This window comes from Flavobacterium panacagri (genome assembly GCF_030378165.1).
Classification (GTDB): Bacteria; Bacteroidota; Bacteroidia; order Flavobacteriales; family Flavobacteriaceae; genus Flavobacterium; species Flavobacterium panacagri.
In genome coordinates, this window is sequence record NZ_CP119766.1 from 5,196,619 (window position 1) to 5,213,415 (window position 16,797).

General features: G+C 34.2%; 8 protein-coding genes. All 8 read right to left on the reverse strand.

The window, feature by feature from the left end; translation table 11 throughout:
• Positions 1 to 51: 51 nt before the first annotated feature.
• Positions 52 to 1,581: a glycoside hydrolase family 28 protein gene (locus P2W65_RS22040; protein ID WP_289661286.1), complete on the reverse strand. Its 1,530-nt coding sequence runs from the start codon at positions 1,579 to 1,581 to the stop codon at positions 52 to 54.
• A gap of 212 nt (positions 1,582 to 1,793) precedes the next feature.
• Positions 1,794 to 3,431, reverse strand: coding sequence for a sodium/sugar symporter (locus P2W65_RS22045; protein WP_289661288.1), 1,638 nt, complete (start codon positions 3,429 to 3,431; stop codon positions 1,794 to 1,796).
• Positions 3,432 to 3,487: 56 nt separating this feature from the next.
• Positions 3,488 to 4,630 carry an acyltransferase family protein gene (locus P2W65_RS22050; protein ID WP_289661290.1) on the reverse strand — a complete coding sequence of 381 codons (1,143 nt, stop codon included), beginning with the start codon at positions 4,628 to 4,630 and terminating at the stop codon, positions 3,488 to 3,490.
• A 159-nt stretch (positions 4,631 to 4,789) separates the two neighbouring features.
• Entirely contained in the window at positions 4,790 to 7,924 is a 3,135-nt protein-coding gene (gene lacZ, locus P2W65_RS22055; protein ID WP_289661292.1) for a beta-galactosidase, LacZ type, read from the reverse strand.
• Positions 7,925 to 8,104: 180 nt separating this feature from the next.
• Positions 8,105 to 8,992 (reverse strand): inositol oxygenase family protein, encoded by an 888-nt coding sequence (locus P2W65_RS22060; protein ID WP_091493158.1) that lies wholly within the window; start codon positions 8,990 to 8,992, stop codon positions 8,105 to 8,107.
• A gap of 475 nt (positions 8,993 to 9,467) precedes the next feature.
• Positions 9,468 to 13,502 carry a hybrid sensor histidine kinase/response regulator transcription factor gene (locus P2W65_RS22065; RefSeq protein WP_289661296.1) on the reverse strand — a complete coding sequence of 1,345 codons (4,035 nt, stop codon included), beginning with the start codon at positions 13,500 to 13,502 and terminating at the stop codon, positions 9,468 to 9,470.
• Positions 13,503 to 13,554: 52 nt separating this feature from the next.
• A complete protein-coding gene (locus tag P2W65_RS22070; RefSeq protein WP_289661298.1) occupies positions 13,555 to 15,384 on the reverse strand; it encodes a metallophosphoesterase family protein in 1,830 nt (609 codons plus the stop codon).
• Between the two features lie 484 nt (positions 15,385 to 15,868).
• Positions 15,869 to 16,720 (reverse strand): DUF4861 family protein, encoded by an 852-nt coding sequence (locus P2W65_RS22075; RefSeq protein ID WP_109194089.1) that lies wholly within the window; start codon positions 16,718 to 16,720, stop codon positions 15,869 to 15,871.
• Positions 16,721 to 16,797: the final 77 nt, after the last annotated feature.

Consider the following 16,797-nt stretch of genomic DNA (forward strand, 5'->3'; position numbering starts at 1 on the left):
TTAGAATCTGTGGCAAAAAAAACTTTGCGTCTTAGCGCCTTTGTGGCCAACCTAATGTGCTGGTAATTCAAATTTATTTTGCTCTGGTTCGATTTTTCTTTTTAGAGATTCGCTGTCCAAATTACTTGATGAAACATCTTTAAAAACAATTTGATTGATTTTATCTGACGGAACATCAATCCCTTTCATGGTCAGATTTTTTACATCATCAAAAACGAAAGCGGGACGAAAATCTTCTTTATCCAAAATCAGTTTGATGTTTTTCATTTCGATTCCGTTTACGTGACGCACATAAAATCCCCAAGATGGCAGTTCTCCAAACATGGTAAATTCAGGATAACCATTGATGTTTTCTTTTACATCTTTCAATCGGCTTAAAGGATGGTATGCCATTCCTTTTGAAGCTCTTCCTGGATAAACGATTTCAATATTTTCTAAAGTTACATTTTCAATTAAATGCCCCGGAATTCCGGCAATTGAAGCTGGAAACGGATTGTGGAAATAATCGACTTCAGGCCCGCGCATATCGTAATCAATATCTGGACGGCCAAAAGGAACTTGTACTTTCACATTTTTAACCGATACATTTTTGATATAACCCGGTTTGTCTCCATTTCTATGACCTAAACGGATCAAGATTGCATTACCAGTATTTACGGCAGTAATATCCGAAACTTTGATATTTTCAATCTCCGCACCATCAACAGATTCAATGGCAACCGCAGATCTGAACGTATCAAATACCTTGATATTTTCAATCGTTACGTTTTTGAAACTTCCGTAAGAACCAGTTCCAAATTTCACTGCATTGGCACTTGATCTAATGGTACAATTTCCAATGTAAATATTGTTATTGTGTAATCCCGGCACTTCCGATTTCAAACAGATTCCATCATCTGCAGCGTTTACATTACAATTGGTAATTCGGGCATTTTCACATCCGTCAAGGTCAATTCCGTCATTGTTCCAATACGCGCGGCTTTCCACTTTCATAAAATCAATGACCATGTTTTTGCATGCTCTAAAGCACATTGTCCAACCTGGACTGTTCTTCAAAGTAATTTGAGTCATGGTAATCGAATCACATTTTACAAACGAAATCAGTTTTCCTCTTCCGTCTTCAGGACGCATTCTTCTGTAATTGTATTTTGGGTCAATTCGCACTCCTGTATGGTGCAGAGAATCAATTGCTAAAGCCAGTTCTCTTCCCTGCCCGTCTATAATTCCCTTTCCGTTTACGGCAATATTTTTAGATTCATTCGCAATAATAAAAGCTCTAATGCCTTCATATTTCGGATAATCGTCCGGATTGGTGCTTCCTAATAAAATGGCACCTTCTTCAAAAAACAATTCCACATCACTTTTTAAAACAATACTTCCAGATAAAAAAGTTCCTTTAGAAAAAAGAACTTTTCCTCCTTTACTTTTATTGGCTGCGTCAATTGCTTTTTGGATTGCTTTTGTATTTAATGTTTTTCCGTCTCCAACAGCGCCGTATTTTTTAACATCAAATACTTTCTGCGCTGAAACGGTTACGGAAATACAAAAAATAAAAAATACGATTACAAAATTTCTTTTCATTTCTATTTTTTTTATGCCACAAATACACTAAGTCACTAAGTGAAAATGAACCATATAAGTAATATAAGGTCAATTAAGACAAAACTTAAATTATCTTATATCACTTATATGGTTTAAAAAAAACTTTGTGTCTCTGCGTCTTTGCGAACAATTTTCAATTTAATTTTTTTAAATAAACTTTGAGCCTTTGTGCCTTCGTGGCAAAACAAAAACTACCAGAAAACAGTGTACAAAGCCACCAATATCCCACTGATGATAAAAGAACCAACGATAAACTCTGATGACACTTTAAACATCGATTTATCGACTTCTATTTTATGAATTTCAGACTCCTCTTCAGAAACTGGTTTTGCCAAACTAATTCCCACCATTATCAATACAATGATAAAGAAAACAATAGTCATACGATCTAAGAAAGGATAATCTGGGAAAGCCCCTTCTGTCCACATTGGCAGGAATTTTAAAATCGCTGCAAGTGGCACTGTTAATAACGCACCTGCCAATCCAGCTGCTGGTGTTGTTTTTTTCCAGAACATTCCCAGCAAGAAAATAGCCAAAACTCCTGGCGAAAAGAAACCTACATATTCTTGAATAAATTGATACGCCTGATCTAATGATTTTAATGCCGGCGCTACAAAAGCAGCAATGATCATACAAACTACAACACACCATCTTCCGGTACGAACCAGTTTTTTTTCTGATGCCTGAGAATTGAAATATTTTTTATAAATATCTAAAGAAAAAATAGTCGAAATACTATTCGCTTTTCCTGCTAAAGAAGCCACAATTGCTGCCGTTAAAGCTGCTAAAGCCACACCTTTTAATCCCGCAGGCAATAAATTCATTAAAGTCGGATAGGCATGATCTGGTTTTAAAACTCCTGCTGCATCCACCATTTCCTGCTGAAACATTCCGTTTTCATGCATTACGAACATTGCGATACCCGGTAAAACAGCAATAATTGGAACTAATAATTTTAGGAAAGCAGCAAATAAAATTCCTTTTCTTGCAGTCTTCAAATCGGCTCCTAAAGCTCTTTGAACAATGTATTGATTACAGCCCCAATACGCTAGATTATTGATCAACATACCGCCAACTAAAACCGACATTCCCGGCAATTCAGTATAATGCGGATTGGATTCGTCTAAAATCATGTGCAAATGTCCCGGTGCTTCATCAGCAATAATGGCAAGTCCTTTTAGAATGTCTTTTCCAAAACCAAACTGATCTGAAAGTAAAGTCAATGCTAAATAAGTGGTAACTAATCCACCCAGAATTAAAACAATTACTTGAAACATATCGGTATATCCAATTACTTTCATCCCGCCTAAAGTGACAATTACAGAGAATAAACTCAGTGCAATAACACAAAACTGAAAACTAACCGGTGCTATAGAAGAAATGGCTAAAGCTCCCAAATAAATGATTGACGTAAGATTGACAAATACATAAATCAACAGCCAGATAATGGCCATAATTGTACTAACAGTCCCGCTGTATCTTTTGGCGAGAAACTGAGGCATGGTAAAGATCTTATTTTTAAGATAAACGGGTAAAATAAACATGGCCACAATAATTAATGTGGCCGCCGACATCCATTCGTAAGAAGCAATCGCAAGTCCGATGGCAAAGCCTGAACCGCTCATACCAATAAAATGTTCTGCTGAAATATTAGAAGCAATCAACGAAGCTCCAATTGCCCACCAAGTAAGTGAACCTTCGGCTAAGAAATATTCGTTGGAACTGGTTGCAGCCGTTTTTTTGCTTCTGTAAATATACATTCCATAAGCCGTGACTATGACAAAGTAAATAAAGAAAACAATGTAATCTGCGGTTTGTAATACATTCATAATGTGTGGTTATTGTGTGGTTAGATAGTTAGATGTATTTTAAAATTTGATTGGCATCAAATCTTGAGAAACCATTTCTTTTTATATAAAAAATAGAGTAGCAAAAGCTGCACGACAGTTACAGACAAAGCTGTAAAAAAAGGTTGCCAAGCAATTGATGTATATTGTATAAGTCCGCCAAAAATATAATCTGCCGTATGTTTAAAATCTACCGAACCTTCGGCGGCGATATAAATCAAAATAGAATTAGAACCGATTAAAACCAATGGGAATGCCCATTTTTGAAACCCTAATAAGTCAATTATTACATAGAAAAAGACAAAAAATAAAATACTGAATCCACCGACAAAACAAACAAAGGAACTTGTCCATAAATGCTTGTTGATTGGGAAATTAATATCCCAGATTAATCCTGCAATAATCAGAACTACAGCGGTTAAAGTCATTAAAAGCAGTTTTACTTTTATCGAAAAAGGACATTTTGCTTTTAAAAACGTTCCAATAAAAACACCTAATAAAGCTGTCGAAATCGCTGGAAGAGTTGAAAATATTCCTTCTGGATCATAAACGGTGCTGTGTAATCTTCCTGGTAAAAACAAACGATCAATATAGCCTTCCAATGAACCTTCTTTAGTTAAAACCCCTGCTCCAAAATTAGGAACTGGAATCCATTTCATTGCTACATAGTAGCCAATCAAAATTCCGAAAAACCAGATTAATTGTTTCTTGAAATCAAAATTTAAATAGATGATTCCGGCAAAAAACCAAGCCAATCCGATTCGGCCTAAAACACTTGCTAAACGAGTATGATCAAAACCATCAAAACGAAGCAATCCATTTACTATAAATCCTAAAACCAGTAAAATACAGGTTCTTCTTAGCATTGATAAATAGATTTTACGCTTCTCGCTTGAAGGTAATTCTTGTGGTGTTTTTACTCCCGCCAAACTCATTTTCTTTTCAAAAGAGAAAGGCATCGAAACTCCGGCAACAAATAGAAAGACAGGAAAAATCATATCGTAAAATGTAATTCCATTCCATTCTGCATGATGCAGCTGTGAAGACATCCAGATAAAAATAGGAATTGGCGCTGCTTTGGCCAGAGCATGAATAATATGTTCGCCGCTCATAATCCAAAACATAACAAATCCGCGAAGCACATCTAAAGAGATTAGTCTTCCATTTGTAGGGTTACTCATTTTATTTAGTATTCAGTGGTCAATAGTTAGTGGTCAGATTTTTAGTGGTCAGTCTTACGGAAGTGGTCAGTGGTCAGATTTTTAGTAATCAGTTTAGTTTGTTTTTATCAAAAAACTGTGGCAAAAACTGAACACTAAAAATCTGAATACTGAAGACTTTTAAAAAATTGGTTTAATAACAAATCCGTAGTTATACTCACTTTTTGTTAATTGATATTGCTCATGAGGCGGTAATCCCCAGCTGTTGTCTCCACCTAGTCCGCGTTGAGTTAAGTCGACACAAACAACAACTTCATTTCTTGGAGTGATGTCGCTGGAATGGATATTCTTTTTAGAAATTCCTCCGTCAAAATCACTCGGATAATTATTCAGAGTACTTATACCTAAAGGTTGCAGACCTTTTATTTCCAAGCCATTTCCTGAATTGCTTGACAATTTAAACCAGCGTATATCCGTCTTGTATCCATTTTCTTGTGGGCGTGTATAAGGCACATATTGGTCTGCAACTTTACTAGTATAAATTCCTTTGAAAGATGCTGTTTTTCTGTCTGGATAATTTTCTAATGGCCCTCTTCCGTAATAATCCAGATTTTCTAAGCTATTTTTTAAAGTAAAAATCATTCCGAAACGCGGTAATTCCGGAACCGGATTTGCTCCTTTTTTATAAGCAACCTGTATTTCTAAATCTCCATTGTTTCCTAATGCATATTTGATGGTATAATCAGAAGCAACATCATTTAGTTTTAATTTTGAAACAATATATTTTTTGCCATTTTCTTCTGTCTGTTGGATGCTTTCCAGAGAAGTATTTTTCCCCGCTGTTCTCCAGACATTGGTTCTAATCTGCATTTTATTTCCAATGTCATTATCAGTTGGCGCTCTCCAGAAATTTGGTTCAGGATATTGTTTGAAATATTCTTCGCCTTTTATACTGTAATACGAAATCAATCCAGTTGACTTGCTGATTTTAACTGTAACATTATCCGATGTTAATACAAACTGATCTTTCTCATCCTGAACTTTTGCAGCACTTATTTTTTCTGATTTTTCGAAATATTTTCCGTCTTCAATTACAAATTGTTCTTTGGCAATTTCAAAGTTTTTAGGCAATAATTCTGAACCTTCTTTTGTGTTAGCAAAAACATTCAGTAAATATTCTGTTCCTTCTTTCGATTCTATTTTTGGTAAATCAAGCTTAAACTGTTTTTTTGTTTTTGGATCCAAAGCAACATTGATTGTTGCTTCTTTTATTACTTTACCATTTTCTAAAACTTCGTATCTGAAATTGTATTTATTCAGGTTTGTAAATCCGAAATCATTATTAATTTCGATTACACCATTTTTGATATCGACCGCTTTGAATAAAATATTCTGATATACTTTTTTTACTTCAAAAGCTCCAACATGCGGTGTTCTGTTTGGATAAACTAATCCGTTATGGCAGAAATTTTCATCGTTTAGATAATTCTGGCTTCCCATATCACCACCGTAAGTCCAATATTTACGACCCGCTTCATCAACTCCGTAAAATCCCTGATCTACCCAATCCCAGATAAATCCACCCTGCATATTTTTGCTGCCGCGAATGATATCCCAATATTCCTGAAAATTACCGCTGCTATTTCCCATTGCATGCGAATACTCACACATGATATACGGACGACTCACTTCTTTTCTTGCCGCATATTCTTTCATGTATTCAATTGTTGGATACATTGGACAAACGATATCTGTGTTTTCGTTTTCTTTCGCCTGCTCAAATTGAACCAAACGGGAATTATCTCTCTTTTTGATCCATTTGTAGGCTTCGTGGAAAACAGGCCCATTGGCACTTTCATTTCCTAACGACCAAATAATGACCGATGGCATATTTTTATCTCTTTCTACCAAACTGTAAATTCGGTCTAAATGTGCTTCTCTCCATTCTGGAAGATGTCCTGGATTCGTTTTTGGATTCATCCAGATTAGGGGCTGTCCCTCTACTCCCATTCCATGGCTTTCGATATTCGCTTCATCAACCAAAAACAAACCGTATTTATTACATAGTTTTACCCATAAAATATTGTTCGGATAATGACTGCAGCGAACGGAATTAATATTCAGCTGTTTCATCATTTTGATGTCTTTCATCATCGTAGCCTCATCCTGATAATGTCCCGTTTCTGGATTATGCTCATGAATATTTACACCGTGAACCATCAATCGAACGCCGTTTACCAATAATTGTCCGCCTTTTAATTCTACTTTTCTGAATCCGATTTGTGTTGAAACGGTCTCTACAATTTCTCCTTTTGCATTTTTTAAGGTTAAAAGTAAAGTGTATAAATTCGGCGTTTCACTGCTCCACAATTTTGGGCTTGAAACAGACTGAGAAAAATTAATGTTCTGAATTTTTGATGCTTCAAAATTGACATTAAACTCTTTACTGAAAACGTTTTTACCAGAAGCATCAACCAATTTCGCCACCAGCTTTTGATTGTTTATGTTTTTTGAAGTCAGATTTTTTAGACTTACATCAACACTTAAACTTCCGTTTTTATATTTAGCATCTAAATCTGGTTTCGCAAAGAAATCTGAAATACGAACATCTTCTGTGCTATACAAATACACATTTCTATCAATTCCAGAAAGTCTCCACATGTCCTGATCTTCCAAATACGAACCGTCACTCCATCTGTACACTTCTACAGCCAGATTGTTTTTTCCAGGTTTTAAATATTTAGAAATATCAAATTCTGCGGGACTTTTGGTGTTTTCAGTATAACCTACTTTTTCGCCGTTTACCCAAATGTACATAGCCGATGTTCCTGCTTCAAAATGAAGAAAAACATGTCGGTTTTTCCAATTTTCTGGCAAAACAAAATCTCTTTTATAAGACCCAACCGGATTATCCCAATGATTAATGAAAGGCGGATTTTTCTCAAACGGATACGTAATATTGGTATAAATTGGCACACCATATCCGTTTAGTTCCCAATTGGAAGGCACTTGAAGGTCTTTCCAATGCAGTGTACTGAAATCTGTTTTATAAAAATCTTTCGGACGTTCGTCTGGTGTTGGCGACCAAGAAAATTTCCATGTTCCGTTTAGAGAAAAATACCACGGAGAATTTTCATATTTATCCATTATGGCAGAAGTTTCATCTGCATAAGGAAGAAAAGCAGCGCGGGCCGGTTCTCTGTTAATTTGAAATACCTCAGGATTTTCCCAATCGTTACGTTCTTTTTCCTGAGCCGAAATACCCGCCGAGAAAAGCAGTAAAAGGCTTATAAAAAATATTTTGGTTTTCTGCATTATTTTGGTTTTAGATAGCTGGTAATTATTTTTTTTCAACACATAGAAACATAGTTTTTCTTTGTATAAAAAGACATTTCATTTATTATAAAAACATAGCTATGTGTGGGAAACTAGTTTCTTTTAAATAATACTCTTACACTCAAAAAAATCTATGTTTCTATGGGTTTAAATAAACTTTTAAAACTTCAATTTTTCAGGTAAATATTTAGCAACTAATTCTTTATAATAAGGAAGCAATGCTTTTACATCTGGTTTAACGGGAGCTTTAGTGTACAAATCATACGGATTGAACTTTCTTACCCAATCAAACATTTCGATATCTTTTTCATTCATTAAATGTGCATAGGCATTTTCTTTATGCTGCGAATAAAAAGAGTGGTAACGAATCATATACAAAGCTGGATCCGGCAGATAATCTTTCATAATCTGATACAGATATTCGTCATGACCCCAGCTCATTTTTACCTTATCTAATCCGCAGTTTTGGGTATAGATTCCTAGCTTGGTATTGAATCTCTCATCTGTATAATCTGGATTTTCTTTAAAGAATTCTGAATATACAATTTTATCTGAGTAAGCACAGCCAACCGGAAATGTATCTCCAACCACAGCCCATTGCGGTTCTCCAAACAAACATAAAACTTTACCTAAATCATGGATAAAACCTGTCAGTACAAACCAATCCGGATGACCATCGGCACGAATGGCCTCTGAAGTCTGTAAAAGGTGTTGTGTCTGATCTAAGTCAATATCTGGGTCGCTGTCGTCTACAAGTGTGTTCAAAAACTCAACAGCTTCCCAGATTGACATTTCTTTTCTATTAAATTGCAGAAATTCCTGTTCTTTACTGCATACAAAGTCATAAGTTTGATAGGTATGGTTAATTCTGTAAAACTCCTTAACCGTTTCTACTCTTTCTGAATCGACATAATTCCTAAATTCTTCTTTCTGCTTTTCTTTTACCTCTTCATTTTCTTCAGAAGGATCAGGATATCGCATTAACAAATCATCTTCCCACTCATCTAAATTTTTCAACGGATTGTCTGTGTCTATATGCTTTTTCATAATGGTTAATAGTTAAAAGTTACTAACACAAAAATAGAATTACATATTCCTTTCAAAATGGATTAATACATCAAAAACATGGATAATTCTGATTATTGTAGGATTTTTACGTTTTATTTGATTAAAAAAGCTATTGCATTGTTTTTTTGCCTGCTTTAATCTCATAGTTTTTTAGCCACGAATTCACGAATTTTCACTTTCCTGTAGAAACTTTAAACTTTGAGGGGAATTGCACGAATCTTTATAGATTCTGTTGATAGATTTTCAACCACAGGGACATTGCGGGAGATTACAAAAAAATTAGATTACGAATATGCGTTGTCAATATACGTTGCGTTCCCGTGGTTGAAACCACGGGCTATGTTATAATTCGTTCAATTTAACACAAAGAAAAAATCCTCTATATAAGTGAAAATTCGTGAATCCGTGGCGAAAAAAAATCTTTTATGATCCTCCTTAATCTGTGGCAAAAAAACTAATTAATAATCTTACTAGGAGGAAAACCAAACTGCTTTTTAAAACATCTACTAAAATAAAGCGGATCATTAAACCCGACTAAATTCGTTACTTCTGAAACATTGTATTTCTTTGTTTTAAGCAGTTCTGCCGATTTTTTCAATCGAATGGTTCTAATAAATTCATTTGGTGCCAAATCCGTTAATTCTTTGATTTTTCTATATAATTTAGACGAACTTACGCCCAATTTATCACACAGAAAATCAGTTGAAAGATCTACTTCACTTAGATTATCGTTGATTAGATTTGTTACTTTTTCCATAAATTCTTCATCGATTGGAGAATGTGTCAGCATACTAACTTTACTTTCCACTTCGCCAGAGAATTTCTGTTTCAGTTCTAATCTCGATTTAATCATGTTTTCGATAACCGTTTTCAGCAATAAAGGCTCAAAAGGTTTTACCAAATAACCATCAGCTCCTGTGTCGTAGCCTTTTACTTTATCCATGTTTTCAGAAAGAGCCGTCAGCATTACAACCGGAATATGACTAATGAACTCATCATTTTTAAGTTCACGGCAGAATTCCAATCCGTCCATAATTGGCATCATGACATCTGTAACGCATAAAATTGGTTTTATTTGTCGGCAGATTTTTAAACCTTCCATTCCATTTTCGGCCTCATAAACTTTGTAATAATCAGACAAATAATCCACCAGATATTTTCTGAGTTCATTATTGTCTTCAATTACTAATATTTTTTCTTTTAAATCGGTGTTTTGAATAATTTTCTTCGCCGCTTTTTCTGGAATAAGCATACTCAGGTTATCGTTTTTAAGAGCGTATTCGAATACTTCTTTATGCTCGTAAGAGTCACGGTCAATTGGAATTTCAACTCTAAAAGTACTTCCTTTTCCTGGAGTGCTTTCGACCGAAATAGTTCCTTTATGAATGGCAACTAAAGATTTTACCAAAGACAAACCAATCCCAGATCCAGTATTATTGGCTTTACTGTTGGTTGCCTGATAAAATCGTTTAAAAATTTTCTCTTGACTTTTTACGGGGATTCCAATTCCGTCATCCATTACTTCAATCACTAAAATATCCTCAACCGTGTCTTTCAATCTTACATCCAAATCAACGTTTCCGTTTTTATTGGTAAACTTTAAGGCATTCGATAAAAGATTGTAAAGAATCTTATCGTATTTATCATTGTCCAGCCAGCCGTTTATTTCATCATCTTCGGTAATAAAATTGAGCTTAATCTTTTTATTATAAGCCATTTCTTTGAAAGAATCGAAGATGTTTTTTGAGTACGCTAAAATATCCGTTTTAGTCACTTTCAGTTTCAATTCCCCTGATTGTGCTTTTCTAAAATCCAAAACCTGATTTACCAGATTCAATAATCTGCTGGCATTTTGATAAATTAAATTGTATCTGCTTTTTTCATAATCCGTTGCATTACTGCTTTCATCTAAAAGCTGTTTGGCAGGGCCTAAAATCAATGTTAACGGCGTTCTTAATTCATGCGAAATATTCGTAAAAAAACGGAGTTTTTCGTTATTCAGCTTGATGTCGTGTTCTCTGTTTACTTTCTCCGTAAGCAGTTCTTGTTTTAAACGAATTCGGTTTTTGATTTCTTTTCTAATAAAATAAAAAATCCCAAACAAAATCGCAAAAAACATCAAAAACGATGTTGGTGTAAGCCAGAAAGGAGGCAGAATTTTTATTTTATACGAAACCGTTTTACTCCAATATCCATCACTGTTACTCGATCTGATTTTAAAAGTATAATTTCCCGGATAAAGGTTGGTATATTGAACAATTCTCGAAGTACTGTTAGCTGTAATCCAATGTTTGTCAAAACCTTCCAGCATGTATTGAAACTTATTCAGTTTTTCATTTGCAAAAGACGGAGCCGAAAACTGAAGAGAAAAATTTCGGTTTTTATGGCTTAATTCTATTTCTTTTCCATAATTCAGATCTTTTGAAAGCGGAATTTCTCCATTGATTTCCATTTCAGGAAAGACCTCTTCATTCTGAATTTTAAACTCAGAAATCACAGGCAATGGCGACCAATTATTTCTTTTCATTGCCGGTGGCGAAAAAGAAATAATTCCGTTTTTACCGCCCAGAAAAATATTAGAATTATTGAAATAAAAGAAACCGCTCGAACTAAAAACATCTAGTCTGTTACCGCTGTTTACATGATAAATACTGATATCTTTTAGATTAGATTTTACAAAAGCAATATTATTATTGTTGATGTTCAGCCAAAGATTTCCGTTGGCATCAGATAAAATATCGGTAATCCATTTTCCTGAAAGTTCTTTTAGATTTTTTACAGGCTCAAATTCATTCTTTTTCGGATTAAACAGACACAATCCGAAACGCGTTGAAGCCCAGATTTTTCCCTTTACATCTACTAAAACATCACTAACATTTTCATCATGAGGCACTCCTTTTTCTTTGACAAAAAGTGATGAATACGTTTCTATTTTTCCTGAAGTAATATTGTACTTTACAACTCCGGTTTCAGTCGCAAACCATACGTTATTTTTAGCATCTCTCTCGATAGCATTAATCTGAAAATCAGGTAAAAGTTTACTCGAAGTTTCTACTTGGAGTGTTTTAGTATTTAGAATTACAGCTCCTTCTCCAAAAGACCCCACAATTATTTTATCCTCTGCAATTTTTCGAAAAGCAAAAACAGGCGATTTTTCAAATCCTGCCTTTATTTCCCTCGAAGAATTATTCATGTAATTGTACACCAGAATGTTTCCGTCCCACAGTCCGCAATAAAAAATTCTTCCGTCATCAGAATAAATACTGGCGATATCTTTTCCGGTATTGTGTAAGGGAGTTGAGCCTTTAATATTCGAAATATAAAGTCCGTTATGATAGGTCGCCACAATTACTTTTTCATCGTAAGTCTTAGCAAAACCACGAATTCTAGGTGCCTGATTGCCAATAGAACGTGAAATATCTTTGTTTAAAGTAAACTGATTTTCATACGGATCGTATTTGTCCAAACCGTCTTCAGTTCCAATCCATAAGACACCGGATTTATCAAAATAAAGGGATGCAATTAAATTATCGACAAGCGAAGTATCATCAGACAAAATTGAATAATACCATTTGTAATTGCCACTTTGAATGTCTTCCAGCTGATCGCAGACCAATAATCCGCCCAAAGTTCCAACCCAGTATTTTCCGTCGGGAGCTTGTGCAACGGATAGAAAATAAGGGCCTAAAGCTCCTCTAACCTGTTTGTTATCAATATATAAATTAACAAATTGGTTTCTGGCTTTATCTAGTTTATACAATCCTTCACGAGTACCAATAAAAATATCCGACTTGGCATCTTCGTAAATAAAGTTGATGTATGGATTTTTGATGCTTGAATTTGGAACAGAAAGTGTATAGGTGTTAATCCTTACAATCGCGCCTTTTGTGTCCATTGTAATTTTGGCCACACCCGACTTTTCGTAGCTTCCCACCCAGACATTGCCTTTTTTATCTTCGAAAATTTCTTTAACGTAATCAAAACCTTTAAGCTTAATTTTATCAAATCGGTTTTCTTTCAGAGAAAATAAATAGGCTCCTTTGGTCTTGGTACCTACCCAGACTCTATTAAATTTATCTACATGAACTGATCTCACTTCATCATCTGGAAGGCTGTTTGGATCGCCTTTTTTATGAAAAAAAGTAGTAAAAACATGGGTATCCATCTGAAAAAGCGTCAATCCTTTTCGGGTTCCAATCCATAATTGATTGGCTTTTTCATCCAGTTCCAAAGCTGTGATATCGTCATTGTATAATTTATTTTTTCCAGGTGTAGAACTCATGTAGTTTTTGAATTGATAACCGTCAAAACGATTTAATCCAGAGAACGTTCCAAACCACATGAAACCTTTTTTGTCCTGTACAATATGACGTACCGAATTATGAGATAACCCATTATTATCATTATAATGCGTAAATTTTATATTCTGTGAATAAGAATTATAAAAAAAGGCAATAAATAAAAATAATATAGGGTATTTTGGTTTCATGGAAATAAATTATAAATGCAATTTAATCTTTTTGATTTAATAAATATCAAAATTATTTAACAGATAAATTATCAATTTTGTTATTTTTCAAATCAATTTTAAAATGGTCGGAAGGCTCGCCATTCATGGTTTTGTAGAATATTTCTGCCCATAAAACCAGTTTTGGATCATCTGATTTTTTTAACTGCCTGCAGATCAATTCATATTCTTTTAATCTTTTCTTTCCAATTTTTGAAAAAGCTAGTTCATCGGCACTTTTTAAGCGGTAAAAATCGAAAATCATATCAAAACCATTCCATGATTCAAAATCAGAAATAGTGAAAGAATTGGATTTCAAAACGGAATCAATATCTGTAGCATTAGAATTCATCAGCAATAAATCTTTTCCTGAAAGATTCACAATCGATTTTAAAAAATCGGCTGGAAAATCTTCAGGTAGGAATCGTAACCGCACCAATTCTTTTAAATGCCAATTGGTAAATTCTTCATAATCTTTGGCATTCAGAATTTCTTTCTGCCAAATGTCTTTACTATCAATTTCTTTTAAATGAGCATATTCTTCTTCGTAAAAAGGAAACAAACTGTTGAATTTATTGACTTTGCTAATTACAATAGTTTCGACTTCCAAATCAAAATTAGAATGAATGGTCAATATTTTATAAGCTGGCATGTAAGCGGCAAGCGATGGCGTCTGAATATTAAACAACGTATTTCCTTTTGCAGATGTTCTTACGCCAGTATCGTTAATGTGCATGTGACCTCCAAAATGAATCTGAATTCCGGCATCTGCAAATTGCTGTGCGACTTCTTCATCGGGCACTCTTTGCAATTGCATTTTATTGGCGCCGAAAAGCTGTTTTAATTCAGGCGAAGCATCGTCATTAAAATCAATCATTGGATAATGACTAAAAGCAATTAGTGTTTTTCCTTTTTGTTTCGCTTCCGCAGCAACTTTTTTTACCCACTTTAAAAGATGGTTTTTATAAATCAGAACGTTATTGTAACCCGTGTTCGCTCCCGAAAAATCATGCGGATCATTTGGTTTTCCTGACATTTTCTCATTCGGAACATACGCATTTGCATCTATTGCCAAAAGCCAAACTCCTTTAATTGGTTCCACCAAATAACTCGCATCGGGCAGATACAAATTAGTATTTTTTATTAGATACGTTCTTTTTTCTAAATCGGATTCTTTTTGAGCCTCTTCAAAATTGTAATTTTCATAGCTGTAGTTAGAAAATGGAGTTTCCCAATATAAATCGGTTTTCTTTGGAAAGAAACCAAAATCACGCATTTCGTTTATAGTTTCTTTGTAACCCCAATTTTTTATATCAGCAGTAATTATCGGTTCTAGTTCGCTTTTATTTTTATTGAAGCTGTTCAAAGAACTGCTGATAATCTGTTCTTTTCCGTTTTTTCCTAAAAAATCAGTTTTAACAGCATCTTGAGAAAATGGTCGTACAACATCATGATTTCCTGTAGTCACATAAAAAGAAAGTCCGTGTTTTTGGGAATATTCATTGAGAATTTTTCGCAATCCGCGAACGTGAATAGGTTGTCCATCATCGCTGAAATCGCCTGGAAGAACGACTTGTTTGATACCTTTTTTAACAATATCATTTAAAGCTTCTAAAAAAGCGAAATAATTTTCATTGAAAATTCTCGTAGAATGCAACTGCGAATTCATAGTTCGGATATTGGCATATTCTCCCGTTACCGGATTTGGAATTCCTTTATAATCGCTGTCTTCAAATTGGGCAAAAATATCCTGTAAATGAGCATCAGCTATAAAAGCAATCTGAACTTCTTTTTTCGTAGTCTGCTGTGATTTGCAGGAATATAAAGAAAGTAGTAGTACTAATATAGCCGATATTCTAAACATTTATTTTGTTTTTAATTTTATGATTATCCGTTATTTGTCCTATTTTTAAAAATAGAAAACCTGTAAAATCAGACGCGGATTAAACAGATTCGCTAACGAGAAAACGCGGATTAAAACGGATTTTTATTAATCTTTTTAAAAATATAAATAGGTTATCCTTTTAATCCGCATACTTACTTAAAGGATAATTCAATTATTTTTTAATGTATGCTTCCAACTAAAGAAAGTAGTATTACCAATATAGCCGATATTCTATACATGTATTTTGTTTTTATTTTTATGATTATCCGTTATTTGTCCTGTTTTTAAAAATAGAAAACCTGTAAAATCAGACGCGGATTAAACAGATTCGCTAACGCGAAAACGCGGATAAAAACGGATTTTTATTAATCTTTTAAAAAATATAAATAGATTATCCGTTTTTATCCGCGTCTTTACGAAGTAAATCCGTTTAATCCGCGTCCTTGCTTAAAGGATAATTCAATTATTTTTTAATGTATGCTTCCAATTTATCTAAAGTGTTTAGTTCTGTTTCTCTTGCACATGAAGATAAAATAGTTGTTTCTATGTTTTTTGCTGGTTTTGAGATTAATAAATACTGCGTTCCGTCATCTGTATTTTTCTCAAAATCTTTTGGATTGTATTTAATTGCTCCTCCAACTTCAACAATTTCGGCAGCAACGTCTTCTGGATGTTTTCCCCAAACTGCGATATAATTTGCTCCTTTTTTCGTTGCCGAATCTTTAAAGTAGTTCACTCCTGTTGCAAATTGTACTTTTTCTCCAGTTAAAGAAACTGCTTCCACTTTTGCTTCTCTTTTACCTGAAAATACGGTCACGCGAACTAAAATGTCTACTTTCTTTCCTTTGTAAGGCACGCCTCTAGAAATCATTTCCATCCAGGAAGTGGTATCTGTTTTTCCAACACGCGCCAAACGATTGGTAACTGGGTTTAAAGGCACTAATTTCTCTCCGTCCCAAAGTTTTACTCCTCCTAAACCAACAGTTGAAGCTACTTTATAATAATCGGCTCCCCAACCTTCTTTTTGCTGTTCTGGTGTTGGATACCAATTTGCTTTTCTTAATTCTAAACCTGGTTTTGCTTTAGAATAAACGTCGATTGCTACTTTATCGCTAAAGTAAATTCGCAATGCCATCCACTCGTTTTCAACCGCTGGCCCGTGATGTCCAATCGTTTTATATAAATCCCCTGAATCTGAGCCGATATCTGATAAATAAGTAATTTTGTCCGACTTCATATACAAACTGTTGTCTGTATTATTCTGTCCAAAACAAACGCAGCAAAAAAGTAAAGAGGTTACAATAGATAGTTTCATAATTTAAAATATTATAGTTTAAGTTGTAATTCCTGTAAATTTAAAAACAACTTTTAAAAATCTACTACGAATTTCAA